We start from the raw sequence: 15,241 nt of genomic DNA, 5'->3' as shown, positions 1-15,241 counted from the left end.
GAAGGAATCACCGTGCTCCTCGTCGCAGCCACCACCGACGCTCCCGCCGACAGGGAGGTCGCGTTCACCCAACTGGCCGACCCCGCACCCGGACCCGCCCTCATCCTCGCCGGACACACGCTGCGCGACCTCTACTGGCGCCGCCCCGGCGGCGGGCGGCCGAAGTCCGCCGCCGGATCGGTCCGCGTTCCGCTCTGGGCCTGCCACCTCGACCACGCGGCGCGCGAGGCCGCCTTCTTCGCCACGGTGCAGTGGCGCCCGGACGCGGTCGTCCTGGCAGCCTTCCACCGCACCACGGCGCCGACCCTCGATCCCGTTGCCCTCGCCTCGTGGGCCGAGGCCGCCGTCCAGCAGAAGGCCCTGGTGAACTTCCCCGTCCCCCGGCCCGGCCAACGCGACCCGCACGGTCCCGAAGCCGAAGCGAAGATCACCCTCAGCGGCCCGGTGAACCCGCTCGCCGTCGCCCGCCTCCTGCGCGACCACCTGCCCGCCACCGGAGTGCCGGTCTTCGGCCCCACCGTCCACCGGCGGATCCTGCGCTCGGACATCTACCTGCCGCCCAGCGGCGGCCGGCGCGAGTACGCCGCGCTGACCCCGCGCCCCGACGGGACCTGGTGGGCCAAGGCCAAGGTCCTCAAGGACGGCCGGCTCCACAAGAGCATCCGTCCCGCCGACACCCGCGACCAGGCCCTTGCCCTGGTCGCCGAAGCCCTCGGCCACCCGGACCTCGTCCGCGCCGGCGAGCTCCACCGGACCACCTGGGACCTGCCCTCGCCGACGGACCAGGACGGCCACTGGTCCACCGTCACTGTGGACTCCACCACCCTGGCCCCGCATTCCGGCGCCCTCCAGCAGGTCGAGATCGAATACGGGGCCTGCTTCACCGCCGCCCCCGTCACGGCTTCCTCCGCCCGCGTCCAGCAGGCCGTGGCCGAGACCGCCGACCGCGTCGCCGCCGTGCTGACGGCCCATCATATCCCTCACACCCGCAACGGCCAGAGCAAGATCGAACACTTCCTCGCAGTCGGAGACGCCGATGCCCGCCACTGACCAGGCAGTACCGGCGCTCGAAGCCCTCCTCGACGGCAACGCCCAGGCCACCGCCCTCGACCCGTGGTGCGTCGAGAAGACCACCGTCCGACTCAGCGGCCTGACCATCGACGTGCTCGCGTCGACCAGCGCGGCAACGGCCTACGTACGGCGCCTGTTCACCCCGGCCAGCACACTGTGGAACCCCCTCCCATCCGAGAGCGCCGGCCCGGCCGCGACGATGCGCTGCCTCGCCCTGCCGCACGCCCGCGTCACCGCACTCGCCGAGCGCGTCCGTAAGCGGGCCGCCGGCTCCCCGAGCCCCGTGCTGATGCACGTCCACGCCCCTGCGGCATGGCATCAGATGCCCGTCGGCCCGGTGCTCCTGACCGATGCGGGCGCCGGCATCGCGCCGCAGGTCATCGTCCGCCACCTTGACGGCTACACCGTGATCACGTGCGACGACACCGACGCGACGATGAACGCCGCCCGGCACCTGCGGGAGATCGGCTACCGCCGGGCGGAGGACGACGGCTGGGTGTGCCTGCACGCCTCGGCCGCCACCCTCGACGGCCGCGGTGTCCTCATCGTCGGCGACTCCGGCGCTGGCAAATCCAGCCTCGCCCTCGCCCTGGCCGCCGCCCAGGGCGGCGCGTTCCTCTCCAACGACCGCACCATGATCACCACACCGTCGGGCGCCGCACCCCGGGCCGTCGCCATGCCGGGTCCGATTCGGCTCAACGGCGGCACCCTGCAAGCCCTCGGCTTCGGGAACGCCCGCCAGTGGGACCTCACCCGGCCCAAGCCCGCGACGGACACCGACTGGCAGACCTTCCACGGCGCCAACAAGCTGCACATCCTCCCCGCCGAATGGCACGAACGGACCAGCACCCCATTGGCGCCGACCACGACGGTGGACCTCGTCGTCTTCCCCCGGATCGTCCAGGACTCCGAGGAACTCCACCTCCAGCCAGCGCCCCCCGGGCCGGCGCGGGAACTGCTTGCCGCCCAGTGCATGTCGCCGGGCGACGACGTCTACGTCCACGACTGGCTCGGCATCCGGACCGGCAGCGCAGCCGACCTGGCCGGCAACGGAGCCCGTGCCCTCGACGTGCTCGCCAGCCGTCCCGCCCTGAGCCTGAACTTCGGCACCCGCACCCCTTACACCACGGTCACCTCTGCCTTGCGCGCAACGCTCGACGACCTGGCCACGCGGACATGAGCGGCGCCGCGATCCCGCCGACGAACCGACTCCTGCGACTGCCCGGCGCGGTGATCAAGATCTACCGTGAACCCTGGCGCGCGCAGACCGAGAGCGCCGCGCTGCAGCGGCTCGCCGAAGCCCGGATACCGGCCCCGGCAGTTCTCGGGGCCGGCCGCATCCGAGGCCGCCAACTCTTGCTCCTGCGCCGTCTGCACGGACCGGCGGCGGGCAGCGGCGAGGCGGCGGCCCGGTGCGTGGTCACCTACCTGCAGGCTGTCCACGAGCTCACTGGTCCCGGCTTCGGCCGGCTCCACGCTCCAGCGGCGGCGAGCTGGGGAGAGTATCTGCGCGAGCGCCTGCTCTCCTACCAAGGTGCGCTCGCCCGCCACGGCCTTCACGAAGCCGCCGACACCGCCGAAGCGCTCGCGCACTCGCCCCTACCCGAACCGGCTACGCCGCACCTCCTGCACAACGATCCCGAGCCCGGCAACTTCCTGCTCAGCCCCACCGGGACCGCCGGCCTCGACTGGGAACTCGCGATCTACGGCGACCCCGCCCTCGACCACGCCCGCACCGCCCACGCCCTCGGCCTCCGCCCCGCCCGCCTGATCCGCATCCTCGCCGACCACGGCATCCCCCACTCGGAGGAGACCCTGGCCGCCTACCGCTCCGTCCACCTCCTCGGCCGCCTCATGTCCGCGGTCACCGCAACCCCGCCCGACCCCGCCGCCGCACAGCGCCACGCGCGAGACCTGACCACGAACACCACCTGACGACGCGACAGTGAGGTCCACATGCAGGCATATCCCCGCCGCGACCGCACCAGCACACCGACCGGCCCGTCTGCCTTCAGCACCGTGCCCGAGGCGGTCCGCACCCCTTCATCGCCGGACAGCACCTGCCCCTCACCTGGGACCTGCGACCACGGAAACCCGCCCCCAGACCTGGACCGCTACGAAGCGGTTCTCTTCGACTGGGACGGAACGCTCGTCGACAGCCACCCGCTCAACTTCCAGGGCCTTTCCCACGCATGCGCCAACTGGGGGCTCACCATGGACGAGTCGTTCTACACGGCCCGGATAGGCACCTCGGGCGCGGAGCTGATCACCGAACTTGCCACCACAACAGACGTCACCGTGCCGGTGGACGAAGTCGTCGCCCTGTGTCTGGAGACCATCCTCGACAAGATCGCTGGCTTGAAGTCCTACAAGGCGGTGGTCCAACTCGCCGAATCCCTGTACGGCCGTCTTCCCCTGGCCGTCGCCTCGGGCGGCGCCCGCAGAGCGGTCCAGGCCGGCCTCGACGCCACCGGCCTTCGACCACTGTTCGATGACATCGTCACCGGAGAGGACGCCTCGCGCGGCAAACCAGACCCGGGCCTGTTCCTCCTGGCAGCGAACCGCCTCGGCGTCGAACCTGCACACTGCCTGGTCTACGAAGACTCGCCCGAAGGCATGCAAGCAGCGCAGGCTGCCGGCATGCGCGCCGTAGACGTTTGTTGCTTCCGCAGCAGCCGCAGGTAGCCCAAGCGCGACACCCTAGTACTCCAGCAGGGGGCGGCGGTAGAACCGTGGTCCCTCGGGCGGGACTGTCTCGGACAGTCCCGCCCGGCTACTCAGGAGGATTCGCCCGCGGCGGGCTTGCCGCGTCGCGGAACGAGGCGGACGACGGCCTCGGCGGCGTCGTGGGCCATCTCGGGTAGGACGGACTGGTAGATGTTCAGGGTGACGCGGGTGTCGCTGTGGCCGAGCATTTCGGAGACGACCTTGATGTCGATGCCGGCGGCGAGGGCGAGGGTGGCCGCGCCGTGGCGGAGGTCGTGGAGGCGGATCGGGGGGAGTCCGGCGTCGGCGACGAGTCGGGCGAAGCGGTCGGAGATCTTGCCGGGGTGGAGCCAGGTGCCGTCTTCCATGGTGAAGATGAGCCCGGTGTCGACCCAGGCCGGGCCGAAACGGAGCCGGTCGGCCTTCTGGCGCAGCTCGTGCTGGCGCAGTACCTCCATGCTCTCCGGGTCGAGCGCGACGGTGCGGATGCCGCTGTTCGTCTTCGGAGCGCCCTCGAGGACCTCCCAGCCGTTTTGGACGAGTTGGGAGGCGACGCTGAGCGTGTTGCTCGATTTGGCGAGGGCGGTCCAGCGGGCTCCGCAGCCTTCGCCTCGGCGCAGGCCGCGGAAGGTGATCAGGTGCCAGAGGGCGTACAGGCGGTCGTTGGCCACCGAGTCCAGGAAGGTGCCGGTCTGCGCGGGGGTCCAGACCATTACCGGGGAGGGTTTCTCTCCGGTCTTCTTCCAGTGGGCGACGTGTTCGGGTGTCCAGACCAGCGCTTTGGGCTTGACGGCCGAGGTGACCTCGACGTGTTCGGCGGCGTTGAAGTCGATGTACTGCTGGGCGATGGCGGCGTTGAGGGCGGTTCGCAGCGTGGCACGGATGTGCTGCTGTGTGGAGGGGCCGGTGACGCGTCGGAAGGGCGGCATCTGGGCGATAGCCTCGCGGGCGACGCGGCGGGCGGCCCGATCGCGGATCTCCTTGAGGTCGTTGAGGGCCTGGCGGCGTTGGGCGTTCTGCTCCAGGATCTCCTCGTTGCGGTCGTCGATCGCGGTGAACATCTGGTCGAGGTGCTGGACGCAGAGCCGGTCGAGGCGTATGCCGCCGATGTGCGGCTTGAGGTGGACGCGGATGTCCATCTCGTATCGGGTCTTGCCCGTGGGGCGCAGCTTCTTCTTGCCCGCCAGCCACAGGTCCAGCCACTCGGCGATGGACATCCTGCTGTTGAGCGCCTGGCCGGCCTTGAACCGGCGTGCGACCTCCTCGGCGGTCGGCAGGTTCGTCTTGGACTTGGCGCACGCCGCGATCATGTCGCTGATCGCGATGGAGTCTTGCGGGTTGTCCTCGTCGGCGAGCGCGAGCAGCGCGCGCACCGTGTCCATTTCCTTCTGGGCGTCCGGTTCGGTCTTGAAGCCGGAGCGGCGGAAGGTCCGCCTCTTGCCGTCCCCGTCCGGGTGCAGCTCCTGCCGCACGGTCCAGGTGCCGTGCTCGCGGTCGGTCAACTTGGGGCAGGAGGCGTTGTAGTGGGCACCGGTCTGGGGGTTGCGGCAGCCGCAGCGGCGGGTGATGGAGCCGTTCAAGGGGTGGCGTTCTCCTTGTCGTCGGGGTCGTCGACGAAGTCCAGTTCGTCGGGGAGCGGTGCAGGGCGCAGGCCCTGGGCGCGGAGTTGGTCGCGGGTGGCTTTGAGGACGTCGTAGTCCCGGGAGGCGATCCGCTCGAATTCCTCTGCCTGCCTGATGAGCTGGGCCGCGATCTCGGGGTTGCGGGCCCTTGGTGCCTGGAGCCGGCGGGTGACGGCTTGCTCGGTGGAGAGCAGGGCGGTCTCCACCGCGACCTGGTGCTCGCGGAAGGCGTCCAGGGCGGCCCGCGGGCTTCCGGCGGGTGCGGCGGTCGTGAGCTGTTCCTCTCCGGTGAACCAGGAGGCAGCCTCCCAGGACGGCACGTCCATCTCGGGGAGCAACTCGACGGTGGGCCGGTCGTCCAGGGGGAAGATCAGGCTGACCGGTGGCACCTTGAGAACCTTCGCCAGGACGAGCAGCTCCTCGAGCTTCAGCGAGCCCCTGCGGCCTGATTCCAGGTTGGCGATCATGTTGTTGGGGAGCGGCACTCCCAGGCGGCCGCATGCCTCGGCGACCTCGGGGCCGGTCATGCCCAGGTGGTTGCGGTGTTTCCTCACCTCGGCCGCGATGCGGGCGGTGAGATCGGCGAGCCATCCGTCGGTTGTCATGAATGAATGATAGCTCTGCTCTCCATGCATTCACAGCATGTGTGATAGAAGTTCTCGCAGAGAGAACATACTGAGACGATCGGAACGTGCTGTGAATGCATCGGCTGAGCCCCACGCCCTGCCGGACTACTCCCAAGGGGCGCTCGATGCACTGCCGCCGGCGATCACCCTGAAGGTGGCCAACGAGCTGCTGTCCCTGAGCCGGAACACCGGCTACCGGCTGGCGGCAGCCGGCCGCTATCCGTGCCAGGTGCTGAGGGTTGGCGGCGAGTACCGTGTGATCAAGGCGGACCTGCTGCGGGTCCTGGGCATCCAGGCGGCGCAGGTGCGGTCGGAGCAGGTCGAAGATCAGGCGGCGTGACGGCTGGGCGGAATGACGATCATTGGTCGGCCTGCGCCCGCAGCTTGCGGGCGAGATCCGCGTCACGGCGGAACGTGCCGGCCACCTTCACGTCCAGCGCGCTCTGCTCGTGCTCTTCGCCGCACGGGCACAGGCTCCAGCCAGCGTCCTCGATCCGCGCCGCGACGCTGTCGATGATCTCGGCGGCCTCGTCGAGCAGGCCGACGGGGATCTCGATGCGGTCACTGTCGGGGTCGGCCACCGCTGCGGCGCCTACCTCGGTGAGCAGGTCGAGTGCGTGGGCCATCGAGCGGGAGTCGCCGTTGACCGCGGCGTACTTGGCGGCCTGGGCGAGCGCCATCACCTGGTGCCCCGGAATCCACCGCGGCATCGAGACCTTCCGGTCGTCGACGCGGACCGGGCGGACTCCATCGACCGACTCTGAGCCCGCGGTGTCGTGCGCGGCAGCCTCGGCAATCTTGTCCGCGACCGTCTCCGGCTCGACGTACCGCAGTGCCGACCGCGGCTGGATCCCCAAGCCCGTGGCGACCACGTCGACCATGTGGGCGACCACGTTGTGCAGCGCCACCGGCTCAACCTCAAGCCCTCGCGTCAGCAGCACGGCGGTGGTCTGCGCTGCCAGAGCCTTGAACTCCGCAGTGTTCCTCACGTCTGCCACACGCCCAGCCTAGGCCCGCCCGTGCGACGATCGGGAGCCCGGCCACGTTCGAGTGATGCGAGAAGGCCAGGTCTTCGATGCGGCGGCGCCTCACGTGCTGGTGGTCCGCCCCGACGCGGTGGGTCTGCGCTCGAGGGAGGCGGTCATGGCCGGCGGATTGCCCGTCCGGCCGTCGGCCGTTCCGACACGGCCAACACGCCTGGGCCGGTAGCCTGTTCCGGTGCCAACGGGATCAGACCAGACGCGGTTGATTGTGATCCGCGGAAGCTCCGGCGCTGGCAAGAGCACCGTGGCCGCCGCGATCCGGGCCGCCTACGGGCGGGGCGTCGCCATCGTGGGGCAGGACAACCTTCGCCGGGTGGTCCTGCGGGAGCGTGACGTACCGGGCGGTGCGAACATCGGCCTGATCGACACGGTAGCCCGCTACTCCCTCAACGTTGGGTACCACGTGATCGTGGAGGGGCTGCTCTACGCCGACCACTACGGTCCGATGCTCCGCGCTCTGCGGGACGATCATGCGGGCCGCAGCTGCTTCTTCTACCTGGACGTGCCGTTCGAGGAGACCGTGCGCCGGCATTCGACCCGGCCGCAGGCTGCCGAGTTCAGCCCCGACGACATGGCGGGCTGGTACCGACCGGGGGACCTGCTCGGCGATGTCCCGGAGGAAGTCGTCGGCCACGGCAGCGCACTGGAGGCCACGGTGCGGCGGGTGCTCGCCGCCGCCGGCCTCGCCACCCGGTCGCAGGGGCGCTGATTCCGCGGGCTGCTCAGGCCGACGCCGATCCACCGGGCGCGCGACCGAACGACGGCACGACCTCCACAAGGGTATGTGATCAAGGTCTCTGGTCGAACGATCCCATTGGGGCAAGGGATGTGCTACGGTCCGTCGTCCCAATAGATCATGAGGCCCCGGCGGTGCGTCAACACCGCCGGGGGTCCTGCAGCACGAGGAGCGGTCACTCCACATGCGTGTTCATCGTAGCGAACACCCCTGCCATTTCACGGTCCTGCCCAACGGCATTCTGCAGGACCGCCGTCTGAGCTACACCGCCCGCGGCCTGCTGGCCGACCTGCTCTCTCGCCAGGACGGCTGGCGGGAGGACGGCCGGCACATGGCCGACTCGAGCCCGCAGGGGCGCGGGGCGATCCGCAAGGCGCTGAAGGAGCTGACCGAGGCCGGGTACTACCGGGTCGACAAGGTCCGGATGGCGGACGGCACGATGCGCTCTGAGGCGCACGTCTTCGACGTCTCGCAGCTGGCGATACCGGGTGTCCCCCGTCCGGGATCCGGCCAGGCGACACCCGCTCCCGCTGACACCCTTCCTGTAAAGGAACTTGAGAAAGAACCTTCCCTCCCAAGCTCGTCGCAGGGTCAGGTGCCGCGAGGCGGCACCGAGCCCGAGACCGAGGGGAAGGAGGGCGGGCAAGAGACTCCGCTGGCCACGCCAATCGCGGCCGATGCCCAGACCCGCGAGGCGGTCGCCCTGCTGTTCCGGGTGATCCGGCCCGAGCCGCGCCTTCGCCTGGGGGCGGTCGAGGCGTTCGAACTGGCGCCGCTGGTGGCGCAGTGGCTCGAGCGGGGCAGCTCGCAGGCGGACCTCGCCGGCGCCCTGCTGCCGGGCCTACCTGCGCAGATGTACTCGGCCGCAGGCGTGCTGCGCGACCGCCTGACCCGCAAGATGCCGCCCGCCCCCGAGCCCGTGAAGCTGGCGGCGCCGCAGCTGGAGTGCGCGAAGTGCCACGACCCGGTGTCGCAGCCGGGCATCTGCCGGGCCTGTGCGGGCCTTGGCACGCCCATGGTCCAGGTCGGCGGCGGTGCGGCGGCCACGCCGCGCGGCATGGCCCTGGTCAGGGCGGCGCTGCGCTCGGCCAAGGGAGACACCCTGCCGAACGCGGCATAACCTCGCCAGGCCGTGCCGATGGTGCCGTCCCCTGCGCGGCACCAGCACCACAGCCTGGCGAGTTAGCTATCAGGCCGAGACCAGCTCCTCCCTGACCGCGCTCAGGTGAGCGATGCGGTCCTGGCAGTCGCGGATCAGCTGGTCGATGTGGCCGGGCAGTGTGCTGGAGCGCTGGTCAAGCGTGGCGCGCAGCAGCAGCCGGTACTCGTGCGGAGCCTCGTGGCCGCACCGGGCCGGCAGTCGCAGCAGGGCTTGATCTGCCGTCAGTTCCTCGACGATCCACTGGCCGTCGGGCTGCTCGTCGGCCCAGAACACGGTGCGGGTGTCCAGCGCGAGAACCAGCTGCCGGCCAGAGCCGAGCTGGCGGCTGAGGTCGGCCAGGTGCAGGGCACCCGGCCCGGCCAGTTCCATGGCGTCGTCGAGCGTCGGCACGGTTCCGTAGGGCTGCAGGGTTATCGGAGAGGCAAGGTGCATGGCGTTCTCGTGAGGTCGAGGGGCGGGAAGGGCAACGGTGCGTTCGAGCGTCATGACGGCTTGCTTTCCGACGCCTGCGGATCCTGCTCACTGCCGAGGTAGGAGATGACGACGAACCGTAGGTCGGGATACGTGGCCGGGACGAGGACCTGGGAGACCACGTCGATCTCCGCCTCGAACCGCGGGATGTCCAGCCGGAAGTGATGGCCATCGCGATGGCTCACGACCATCGGCCCCTCGTTCCAGTACGTCTGGCAGATCGGGTCCTTGAGGACCTCGGCCAGCAGCGCGCTCAAGGCCAGGTCCTTCGGCAGGCGGGCGAGGGCCTGGCGGATCATGGCCAGGTAGATCCGTGCGTGGCCCTCCCAGCCGACCAGCTGCGTGCGGGCTTCCTCAGAGAGCAGCCCCCAGCGGATGAGATTCGCGCCGGGCTCGAGCACCCAGGGGAACCAATCGGCCATGGCCTGGTTGTAGCCGACGATGTTCCACGTGAGGTCGCTCAGGTAGGCGGGCCGCGGCGACTGCTGCTGCAGGAGCAGCTGGAGCGCTGCGTGTGCGGGGCTGTCGCCGAGCGGGTTGCTCTTCTGCAGCGGCGCGCTGCCGAGCGTGTAGTAGTAAAGGGTCAATCTTTCTTCCTCCCCCAGAAGAAGTGCCTCGGCCAGCTGCTCGATGGTCTTGCGGTCCAGACGGGACGCGGCCCCGCGCTCGAGCTCGCGGTACCACCGCTCGCTCATGCCGGCGGTCATCGCGACCTCGGCCTGCGACAGGGGCTTCCCAAGGCCCAGGCGCTCGCCGGCGGCGATGCGCCAGGCGCGCAGGAGGCCCGCCAGCCCCATCAGCTCCTCGGCTGGCGTGGAGGCGGGGTCGTCTTGGCGTCGGTTGGTCTGCACGGGAAGTCACCTTTGAGCGGCCTTGCAATTTCGGAACCAGCCTAACTGCTTGCGGATTAGTTCGACCGGCAAGCGTTTGCCGGAAGTAATGTGCCGGAACTCGTTTGCCGGGTGACGCGCGTAGACAATCGACCCGAATTGAGACATTGCCGAGCCTGCATCCATTGCACCCGTTGTGGGTGGCCCTATTCGAGTCCCTGACGTCGCGTCGGAATGCTTGCAGATGTGGCGACTTGAAGATATCTGACGAGCCGTCTGGAAAATGTGCTGTTGATAATTTCCTCAAGAGGTCTATGCCACTTTCAAGATTTCTTGACGGTTTAGGTGGCGGGTGCTTAGAGTCACGGCGAATCAACTCTCTGGGGATTTCCAGGGTGACGGATTCCACAGCATTGAAGGTGTCCTGGGTGAGCGGGTGCATATCCGCTGCCGTCCCTGGGTGCCTCATCCTGGGCGGTGCCGCCTGTCGGGCGCCCCATCAGGTCGGATATGCGACAGGGCAGTTGGCTACACGAGGAGGGGGAAGTGGTGGGCACCGCACTGGCTGCTGAGCGCATCTCGGCGGCAGTTCCGCCAGGGGGCCGCTGGTCGATACACGGACCTGCGCGCCGGGCGGCGCACGAAGCCGGCGCGACTGCAGGGCGTCACGTCCGCCTGCGGCTGGACGACCCAGGCGCAGGCGCCGCCTACCGCCCAGGAATCGGCGTGATCAAACCGTGACTCTGCGAGTCGGTTGATTTTTTGGTGAACGGCCGACCGGGTGATCGGATGGCTCGTGCGCCCGGTTGCCAGAAGAACGGGCCCCACGGCAGGAGAGAAGAACAGACAGCGTACGTCGTACCCGTCGTCGTCAGTGCCGAACACGACAACGGCGCCTGGGAGCTGGAACTCCCAGACGCCACGTCGCGCGCGCCCTGAAAGGCACGGAATCACACCTGAAGCAGACCGGCTGAACTTTTGGACGAGCGACGCCGACCTGCTCCTAGCTATGAGGAGTGTTACATGTCTACGCCTCTGCGTACAGTCAGAGACGGGGCTGAGGTGGTCGGCGAATCCGCCGTGCTGCCCCGAAACGAAGCCGTTCTCGACGCACATACTGCAACGTCGCTGGCCGAATGCCTGCGGGCGATGGCACCGGGCGCTCACGTGATGCGCATCACGATATCCGGCCCCGGAAGCCCGTTCACAGCGCAAGCCTTCGACAGTACCGATACCTACGTCCCGCTCAAGCTGCGAACAAGAAGGGCCTTCGCCCGCTGGATCGCGGCGGAGTTCCCCCGCGTGGACTGGCGGCACGCCCACGAACTCGACCTGGCCACCGGCATGCTCGCTGCCGTGCCCCTCGCGGACGCGGTGGGGTGCTGACCGTGTCCCGCATCCGTACTGTCAAGCCGGAGTTCTTCAACTCCGACGACGTGGCTTCCGTGTCTCTGACCGCCGAACGTACCTTCCTCGGCCTGTTCACCCAGGCCGACGACCGGGGCCGCCACCGAGACAACGCCCGCATCATCTACGGCACTCTGTGGATCACCCGGACCGAGCAGACCCCGGAAGGGGTCGAGGACGACCTCCGTCATCTCGCCGAGCGGAACCTGGTCTGCCGGTACACCGGCTGCGACGGCAAGCGCTACCTGCACATCGTCACCTGGGACAAGCACCAGAAGATCTCCCACCCCGCCGCGTCCAGGCTCCCGGCCTGCCCCGAGCACCAGGTCGCCCAGGAGTGCGGCGGTTGCAAGCAGAAGCACTGCACTGGCCCGGCTCCGGAGAACTTCCGGAGGCCGACGGAAAACCGCCCGCTGTCCGCGGACACCCCCACCGGGGCGACGCCCCAGGTCCTGATCCGCGCGGAGGAGCACCGAAGCGTCGAGGAGCGACCCGCAGTACCTGAAACGGATAAAACCACAGGTCAGAGCCTGTCTCTGGAACCTCTCCGGAGTCCTCGGGAGAAGCTCGTGCCTGGATCCAGGATCAAGGATCCTGGATCTACCCCTAACGGGGACGGCTTCGCCGCGCCCCTGGCTCCCTCTGCTGATCGTCTCGTGGCCCAGTACGTGAAGCTCTGCGCGAGGCGCCCGGCGAGCAAGACCCTCGCCCGCCTCGGCAAGGAGACCAAGGACCTCCTGGCCGACGGCTTCACCCCGGACGAGATCTGGGCCGGCCTGCTGCGCTACCACGCCAACCCGAAGAGCCCCGCTCTCCTGCCTGACATGGTCAACGAGGCCCTCAACGGCACCGCCGGCGCCCAGGGGACGACCCGCGGTGCGCCACGCCACCAGGCGTGGACCAACCCGACCGCCGACGCCTACGCCGAGGAGCTGTGACCATGGCAGACCCCAAGCGCGTCGACGGCGTCCTGCGCCGCATCCTCCTGCGCCGCAACCTCGACCCCGACCGGCTGGCCGAGATGCACCCCGAGCCGCAGGACCGTCTGCTGGCACTGGAGTTGGCCGCCGCCCGCATCCCGGCCCTCTACCAGGACGCCCTCGCCGACCACCCCCAGGTCGTCGCCTGGGTGGACGAGGTCAAGCGGGCCGCCCGCCGCGGCCCGGCCGGCCAGCCGGGTATCGCCCAGGCGACCTCGCTGATGCTGGTCGGCCCGACCGGCACCGGCAAGACGTACCAGGCGTACGGCGCGATCCGACTCCTGCTCGCCGAGGGCGTGCGCCTGCGCTGGCGGGCCATCACCAGCCCCGACCTGCACGCCCTCATGCGCCCGCGCCCCAACTTCGACGCCGAGAAGGAATTCCGGGAACTGGCGGACACCCCGCTGCTGCTGCTGGACGAACTGGGCGCAGGCAAGTCCTCGGAGTTCACCGAGGACCTGACCTGGCGGCTGATCAACCACCGCTACGTGCACCGCCTGCCGACCCTGGTGACGAGCAACCTGGCCACCTCGGACCTCCGAGGTGCCGTCGGCGACCGGGTCGCCTCACGCCTGCGCGAGATGAGCCGCCGGGTCCTGCTGGCCGGCGAAGATCGCCGCCGCCCGCCCACGGCCGCCTGAACTACCCCCGGCGCCGCACCCGGCCTCGCCGCCGCCTGCGGCCACACCACCGAACGCTCCTCTCCCAGCCCTGCGCGAGCCGCCCCGTCGCCGTGCCCGCAGGACGACACGAAAGCACCACCTTGACCGTCACTGAGCTGACCCCTGCCCACAACCGGATGCCGGACCCGGTCTGGATGACCCGCGCGGCCTGCGCCGGCCACCCCGAGCCCGACACCTTCTACCCGTTGCCACGCGGCCTGCGACACATCGCCGAAGCCAAGCGCGTGTGCGCCGGCTGCCCCGTGGCGAGTGAATGCCTCACGGACGCGCTGGAACGGGGCGACCGACACGGCATCCGCGGTGGCCTCACCGAGGCTGAGCGCCACCTCCAGCACGAAGAGGGCGACAACGACCGCACCGAGGAACAGCGCGTACTCGCCGCCCTCGACGGCGAATACGTACACCTGTCCACCAAGGAACGCGAGTCGGTCGTCATCGTCGCAACGCTGACCGGCACCCCAGCCCAGCTCTGGGCCCCCACACTCGGGATCTCGCGCAAGTACGCCCTCGAGCGGATGCGCGACGTCCGGCCCAGGCTGGCGGCCAATCCGACGGCGTACCCCGACGAACGGCGGATGGCCGAGCAGCTCACCGCGCTGACGGCGGTGGCCGCGTGAGCCAGGACGACACCACACGCCAGATCTCCGGCTGGGACGCCGCAGCCATCGGCATACTCGGCACGGTCGGAGCGGTCCTGTCCTACGACGCGCTGCAGCAGATGGCCGTGGCCATGCACGTCCGAGGACCCCTCACCTACCTCTTCCCGGCGGTCATCGACGGATTCATCGCCTATGGTGTCCGCGCCCTCCTCGTCCTGCGTGAGGCTCCCTGGCCGGCCCGCGCCTATGCCTGGTCCCTCTTCACGGGGGCCACCTCCACCAGCATCTGGGCCAACGCCCTGCACGCCGTCCGTCTCAACGAACAAACCAGCCTCAATCAGGGGCTGCGGCTGCCGAACACGGCCGTCGGGTTCCTGAGCACCCTGGCACCACTCGCCCTCGGCGGTGCGGTTCATCTCTACATCGTCATGGCCCGTCACGCTCCCAAGCGTGGGAACCGGTCGGAAGGGGAGGTAGCAGCGGAGCCCACAGGCGAGCGTGACGTTCAGCACCGTTCGGGGACGGCCCGCGCTTGGCTGTTCCGAACGCGCCGCACGATGACGCTCGAAGCTGGTCGGGACCGTAACGTCAGCCGCGACCACTTGAAGGCAGCGGACCGGGCAGCGCCCGAACTGCCGTTCGGGACACCTGCCCCGCCAACGCCTCCGGCACTGCAAACCGGAGGAGGGACCTCGATCGCGCCGCCGCCGGGGACGGGGACCGCACCGGGCATCACAGGGCCGTCGGGGACCGGGACCGTTCTCGGGAGCGCCCCGCTGTCGGGGACCGGGCTGGGGACCGTTCCTGGCAGCGGACCTGGGGGCGCCGGGCTGGCGGGGACGGGACCGAGCACCACAACGGGGACGGGGACCGTGCCGCCGTCGGGGACGGCGACTACGCCGGGCCAAGGGACCGTTCGGTCTGCGGCCGGGACTCTGGGCGGGACCGTGGTGGGTGCAGGCGTGGGGACCGTTCTGCCTCCGGGGGCCGGGACTGTACCGAGTCCGGGGACCGTTCCGCCGGTACGGACGGGGACCGTCCCACCTCTGGGGACGGGGACGGTCCCGCAGTCGGGGGTCGGGACTGTACCGAGTCCGGGGACCGTCCCGCCGGTACGGACGGGGACCGTGGCGCCGACGGGGACCGCTGTGGCGGTGGGGACGGGGACCGTCCCACCTCTGGGGACGGGGACGGTCCCGCAGTCGGGGGCCGGGACTGTACCGAGTCCGGGGACCGTCCCGCCGGTACGGACGGGGACCGTGGCGCCGACGGGGACCGCTGTGGCGGTGGGGACGGGGACCGTCC

Annotated in this window: 17 protein-coding genes; 12 read left to right on the top strand and 5 right to left on the bottom strand. The window is 70.0% G+C overall.

Annotated elements, in window-relative coordinates:
- The first annotated feature begins 12 nt into the window (after positions 1–12).
- From ABH937_RS27130 to ABH937_RS27115, 4 genes are read left to right on the top strand one after another with little or no spacing between them, the layout of a single operon-like run.
- Positions 13–1,050, top strand: a complete 1,038-nt coding sequence (locus tag ABH937_RS27130; protein ID WP_370219779.1) for a hypothetical protein — start codon at positions 13–15, stop codon at positions 1,048–1,050.
- Positions 1,037–2,251, top strand: coding sequence for a hypothetical protein (locus ABH937_RS27125; protein ID WP_370219778.1), 1,215 nt, complete (start codon positions 1,037–1,039; stop codon positions 2,249–2,251). Before ABH937_RS27130 ends, ABH937_RS27125 begins: the two co-directional genes overlap by 14 nt.
- Positions 2,248–3,006 carry a phosphotransferase family protein gene (locus ABH937_RS27120; RefSeq protein ID WP_370219777.1) on the top strand — a complete coding sequence of 253 codons (759 nt, stop codon included), beginning with the start codon at positions 2,248–2,250 and terminating at the stop codon, positions 3,004–3,006. Before ABH937_RS27125 ends, ABH937_RS27120 begins: the two co-directional genes overlap by 4 nt.
- Before the next feature lie 21 nt (positions 3,007–3,027).
- A complete protein-coding gene (locus ABH937_RS27115) occupies positions 3,028–3,756 on the top strand; it encodes an HAD family hydrolase (RefSeq protein ID WP_370219776.1) in 729 nt (242 codons plus the stop codon).
- A gap of 92 nt (positions 3,757–3,848) precedes the next feature.
- Here ABH937_RS27115 and xerC read toward each other — a convergent pair whose 3' ends face one another.
- Both xerC and ABH937_RS27105 read right to left on the bottom strand, forming a co-directional pair.
- Positions 3,849–5,357, bottom strand: coding sequence for a tyrosine recombinase XerC (gene xerC / locus ABH937_RS27110; protein WP_370219775.1), 1,509 nt, complete (start codon positions 5,355–5,357; stop codon positions 3,849–3,851).
- The gene (locus ABH937_RS27105; protein WP_370219774.1) at positions 5,354–6,004 is read right to left on the bottom strand and encodes a helix-turn-helix domain-containing protein; all 651 of its coding nucleotides are present in this window, start codon (positions 6,002–6,004) and stop codon (positions 5,354–5,356) included. The genes xerC and ABH937_RS27105 overlap by 4 nt, the downstream gene beginning before the upstream one ends.
- Positions 6,005–6,179: 175 nt before the next feature.
- Here ABH937_RS27105 and ABH937_RS27100 point away from each other — a divergent pair, with 175 nt between their 5' ends.
- The gene (locus tag ABH937_RS27100) at positions 6,180–6,365 is read left to right on the top strand and encodes a hypothetical protein (protein ID WP_370219773.1); all 186 of its coding nucleotides are present in this window, start codon (positions 6,180–6,182) and stop codon (positions 6,363–6,365) included.
- A gap of 19 nt (positions 6,366–6,384) precedes the next feature.
- On the opposite strand, the gene ABH937_RS27095 is transcribed toward ABH937_RS27100, so the two are convergent.
- Positions 6,385–7,023, bottom strand: a complete 639-nt coding sequence (locus ABH937_RS27095; RefSeq protein WP_370219772.1) for a hypothetical protein — start codon at positions 7,021–7,023, stop codon at positions 6,385–6,387.
- A gap of 220 nt (positions 7,024–7,243) precedes the next feature.
- Between ABH937_RS27095 and ABH937_RS27090 the strand changes: the two genes are divergently transcribed.
- Both ABH937_RS27090 and ABH937_RS27085 read left to right on the top strand, forming a co-directional pair.
- Positions 7,244–7,777: a kinase gene (locus ABH937_RS27090; protein ID WP_370219771.1), complete on the top strand. Its 534-nt coding sequence runs from the start codon at positions 7,244–7,246 to the stop codon at positions 7,775–7,777.
- A gap of 211 nt (positions 7,778–7,988) precedes the next feature.
- Positions 7,989–8,924, top strand: a complete 936-nt coding sequence (locus ABH937_RS27085) for a hypothetical protein (protein WP_370219770.1) — start codon at positions 7,989–7,991, stop codon at positions 8,922–8,924.
- Between the two features lie 69 nt (positions 8,925–8,993).
- On the opposite strand, the gene ABH937_RS27080 is transcribed toward ABH937_RS27085, so the two are convergent.
- Entirely contained in the window at positions 8,994–9,398 is a 405-nt protein-coding gene (locus ABH937_RS27080) for a hypothetical protein (RefSeq protein WP_370219769.1), read from the bottom strand.
- 50 nt (positions 9,399–9,448) lie between these two features.
- On the bottom strand, positions 9,449–10,288 hold the full coding sequence (locus ABH937_RS27075; RefSeq protein ID WP_280667050.1) for a helix-turn-helix transcriptional regulator: 840 nt from the start codon (positions 10,286–10,288) through the stop codon (positions 9,449–9,451).
- A gap of 1,002 nt (positions 10,289–11,290) precedes the next feature.
- On the opposite strand from ABH937_RS27075, the gene ABH937_RS27070 reads away from it, so the two are divergent.
- From ABH937_RS27070 to ABH937_RS27050, 5 genes are all read left to right on the top strand, one after another.
- The gene (locus ABH937_RS27070; RefSeq protein ID WP_280667049.1) at positions 11,291–11,653 is read left to right on the top strand and encodes a hypothetical protein; all 363 of its coding nucleotides are present in this window, start codon (positions 11,291–11,293) and stop codon (positions 11,651–11,653) included.
- A gap of 2 nt (positions 11,654–11,655) precedes the next feature.
- Complete coding sequence (locus tag ABH937_RS27065; protein WP_370219768.1) at positions 11,656–12,612, top strand: hypothetical protein; 957 nt, start codon at positions 11,656–11,658, stop codon at positions 12,610–12,612.
- A gap of 2 nt (positions 12,613–12,614) precedes the next feature.
- A complete protein-coding gene (locus ABH937_RS27060; protein ID WP_370219767.1) occupies positions 12,615–13,295 on the top strand; it encodes an ATP-binding protein in 681 nt (226 codons plus the stop codon).
- A gap of 122 nt (positions 13,296–13,417) precedes the next feature.
- Positions 13,418–13,954, top strand: a complete 537-nt coding sequence (locus ABH937_RS27055; protein ID WP_370219766.1) for a WhiB family transcriptional regulator — start codon at positions 13,418–13,420, stop codon at positions 13,952–13,954.
- The coding region (locus ABH937_RS27050) for a DUF2637 domain-containing protein (RefSeq protein WP_370219765.1) at positions 13,951–15,241 on the top strand (1,291 nt) is incomplete at its 3' end. The genes ABH937_RS27055 and ABH937_RS27050, both read left to right, overlap by 4 nt.

The sequence above is a fragment of the Kitasatospora sp. GAS1066B genome (genome assembly GCF_041262605.1).
Classification (GTDB): domain Bacteria; phylum Actinomycetota; class Actinomycetes; order Streptomycetales; family Streptomycetaceae; genus Kitasatospora.
The sequence above is the reverse complement of the archived record's forward strand: the minus strand, read 5'-3'. Positions and strand labels throughout refer to the sequence as shown.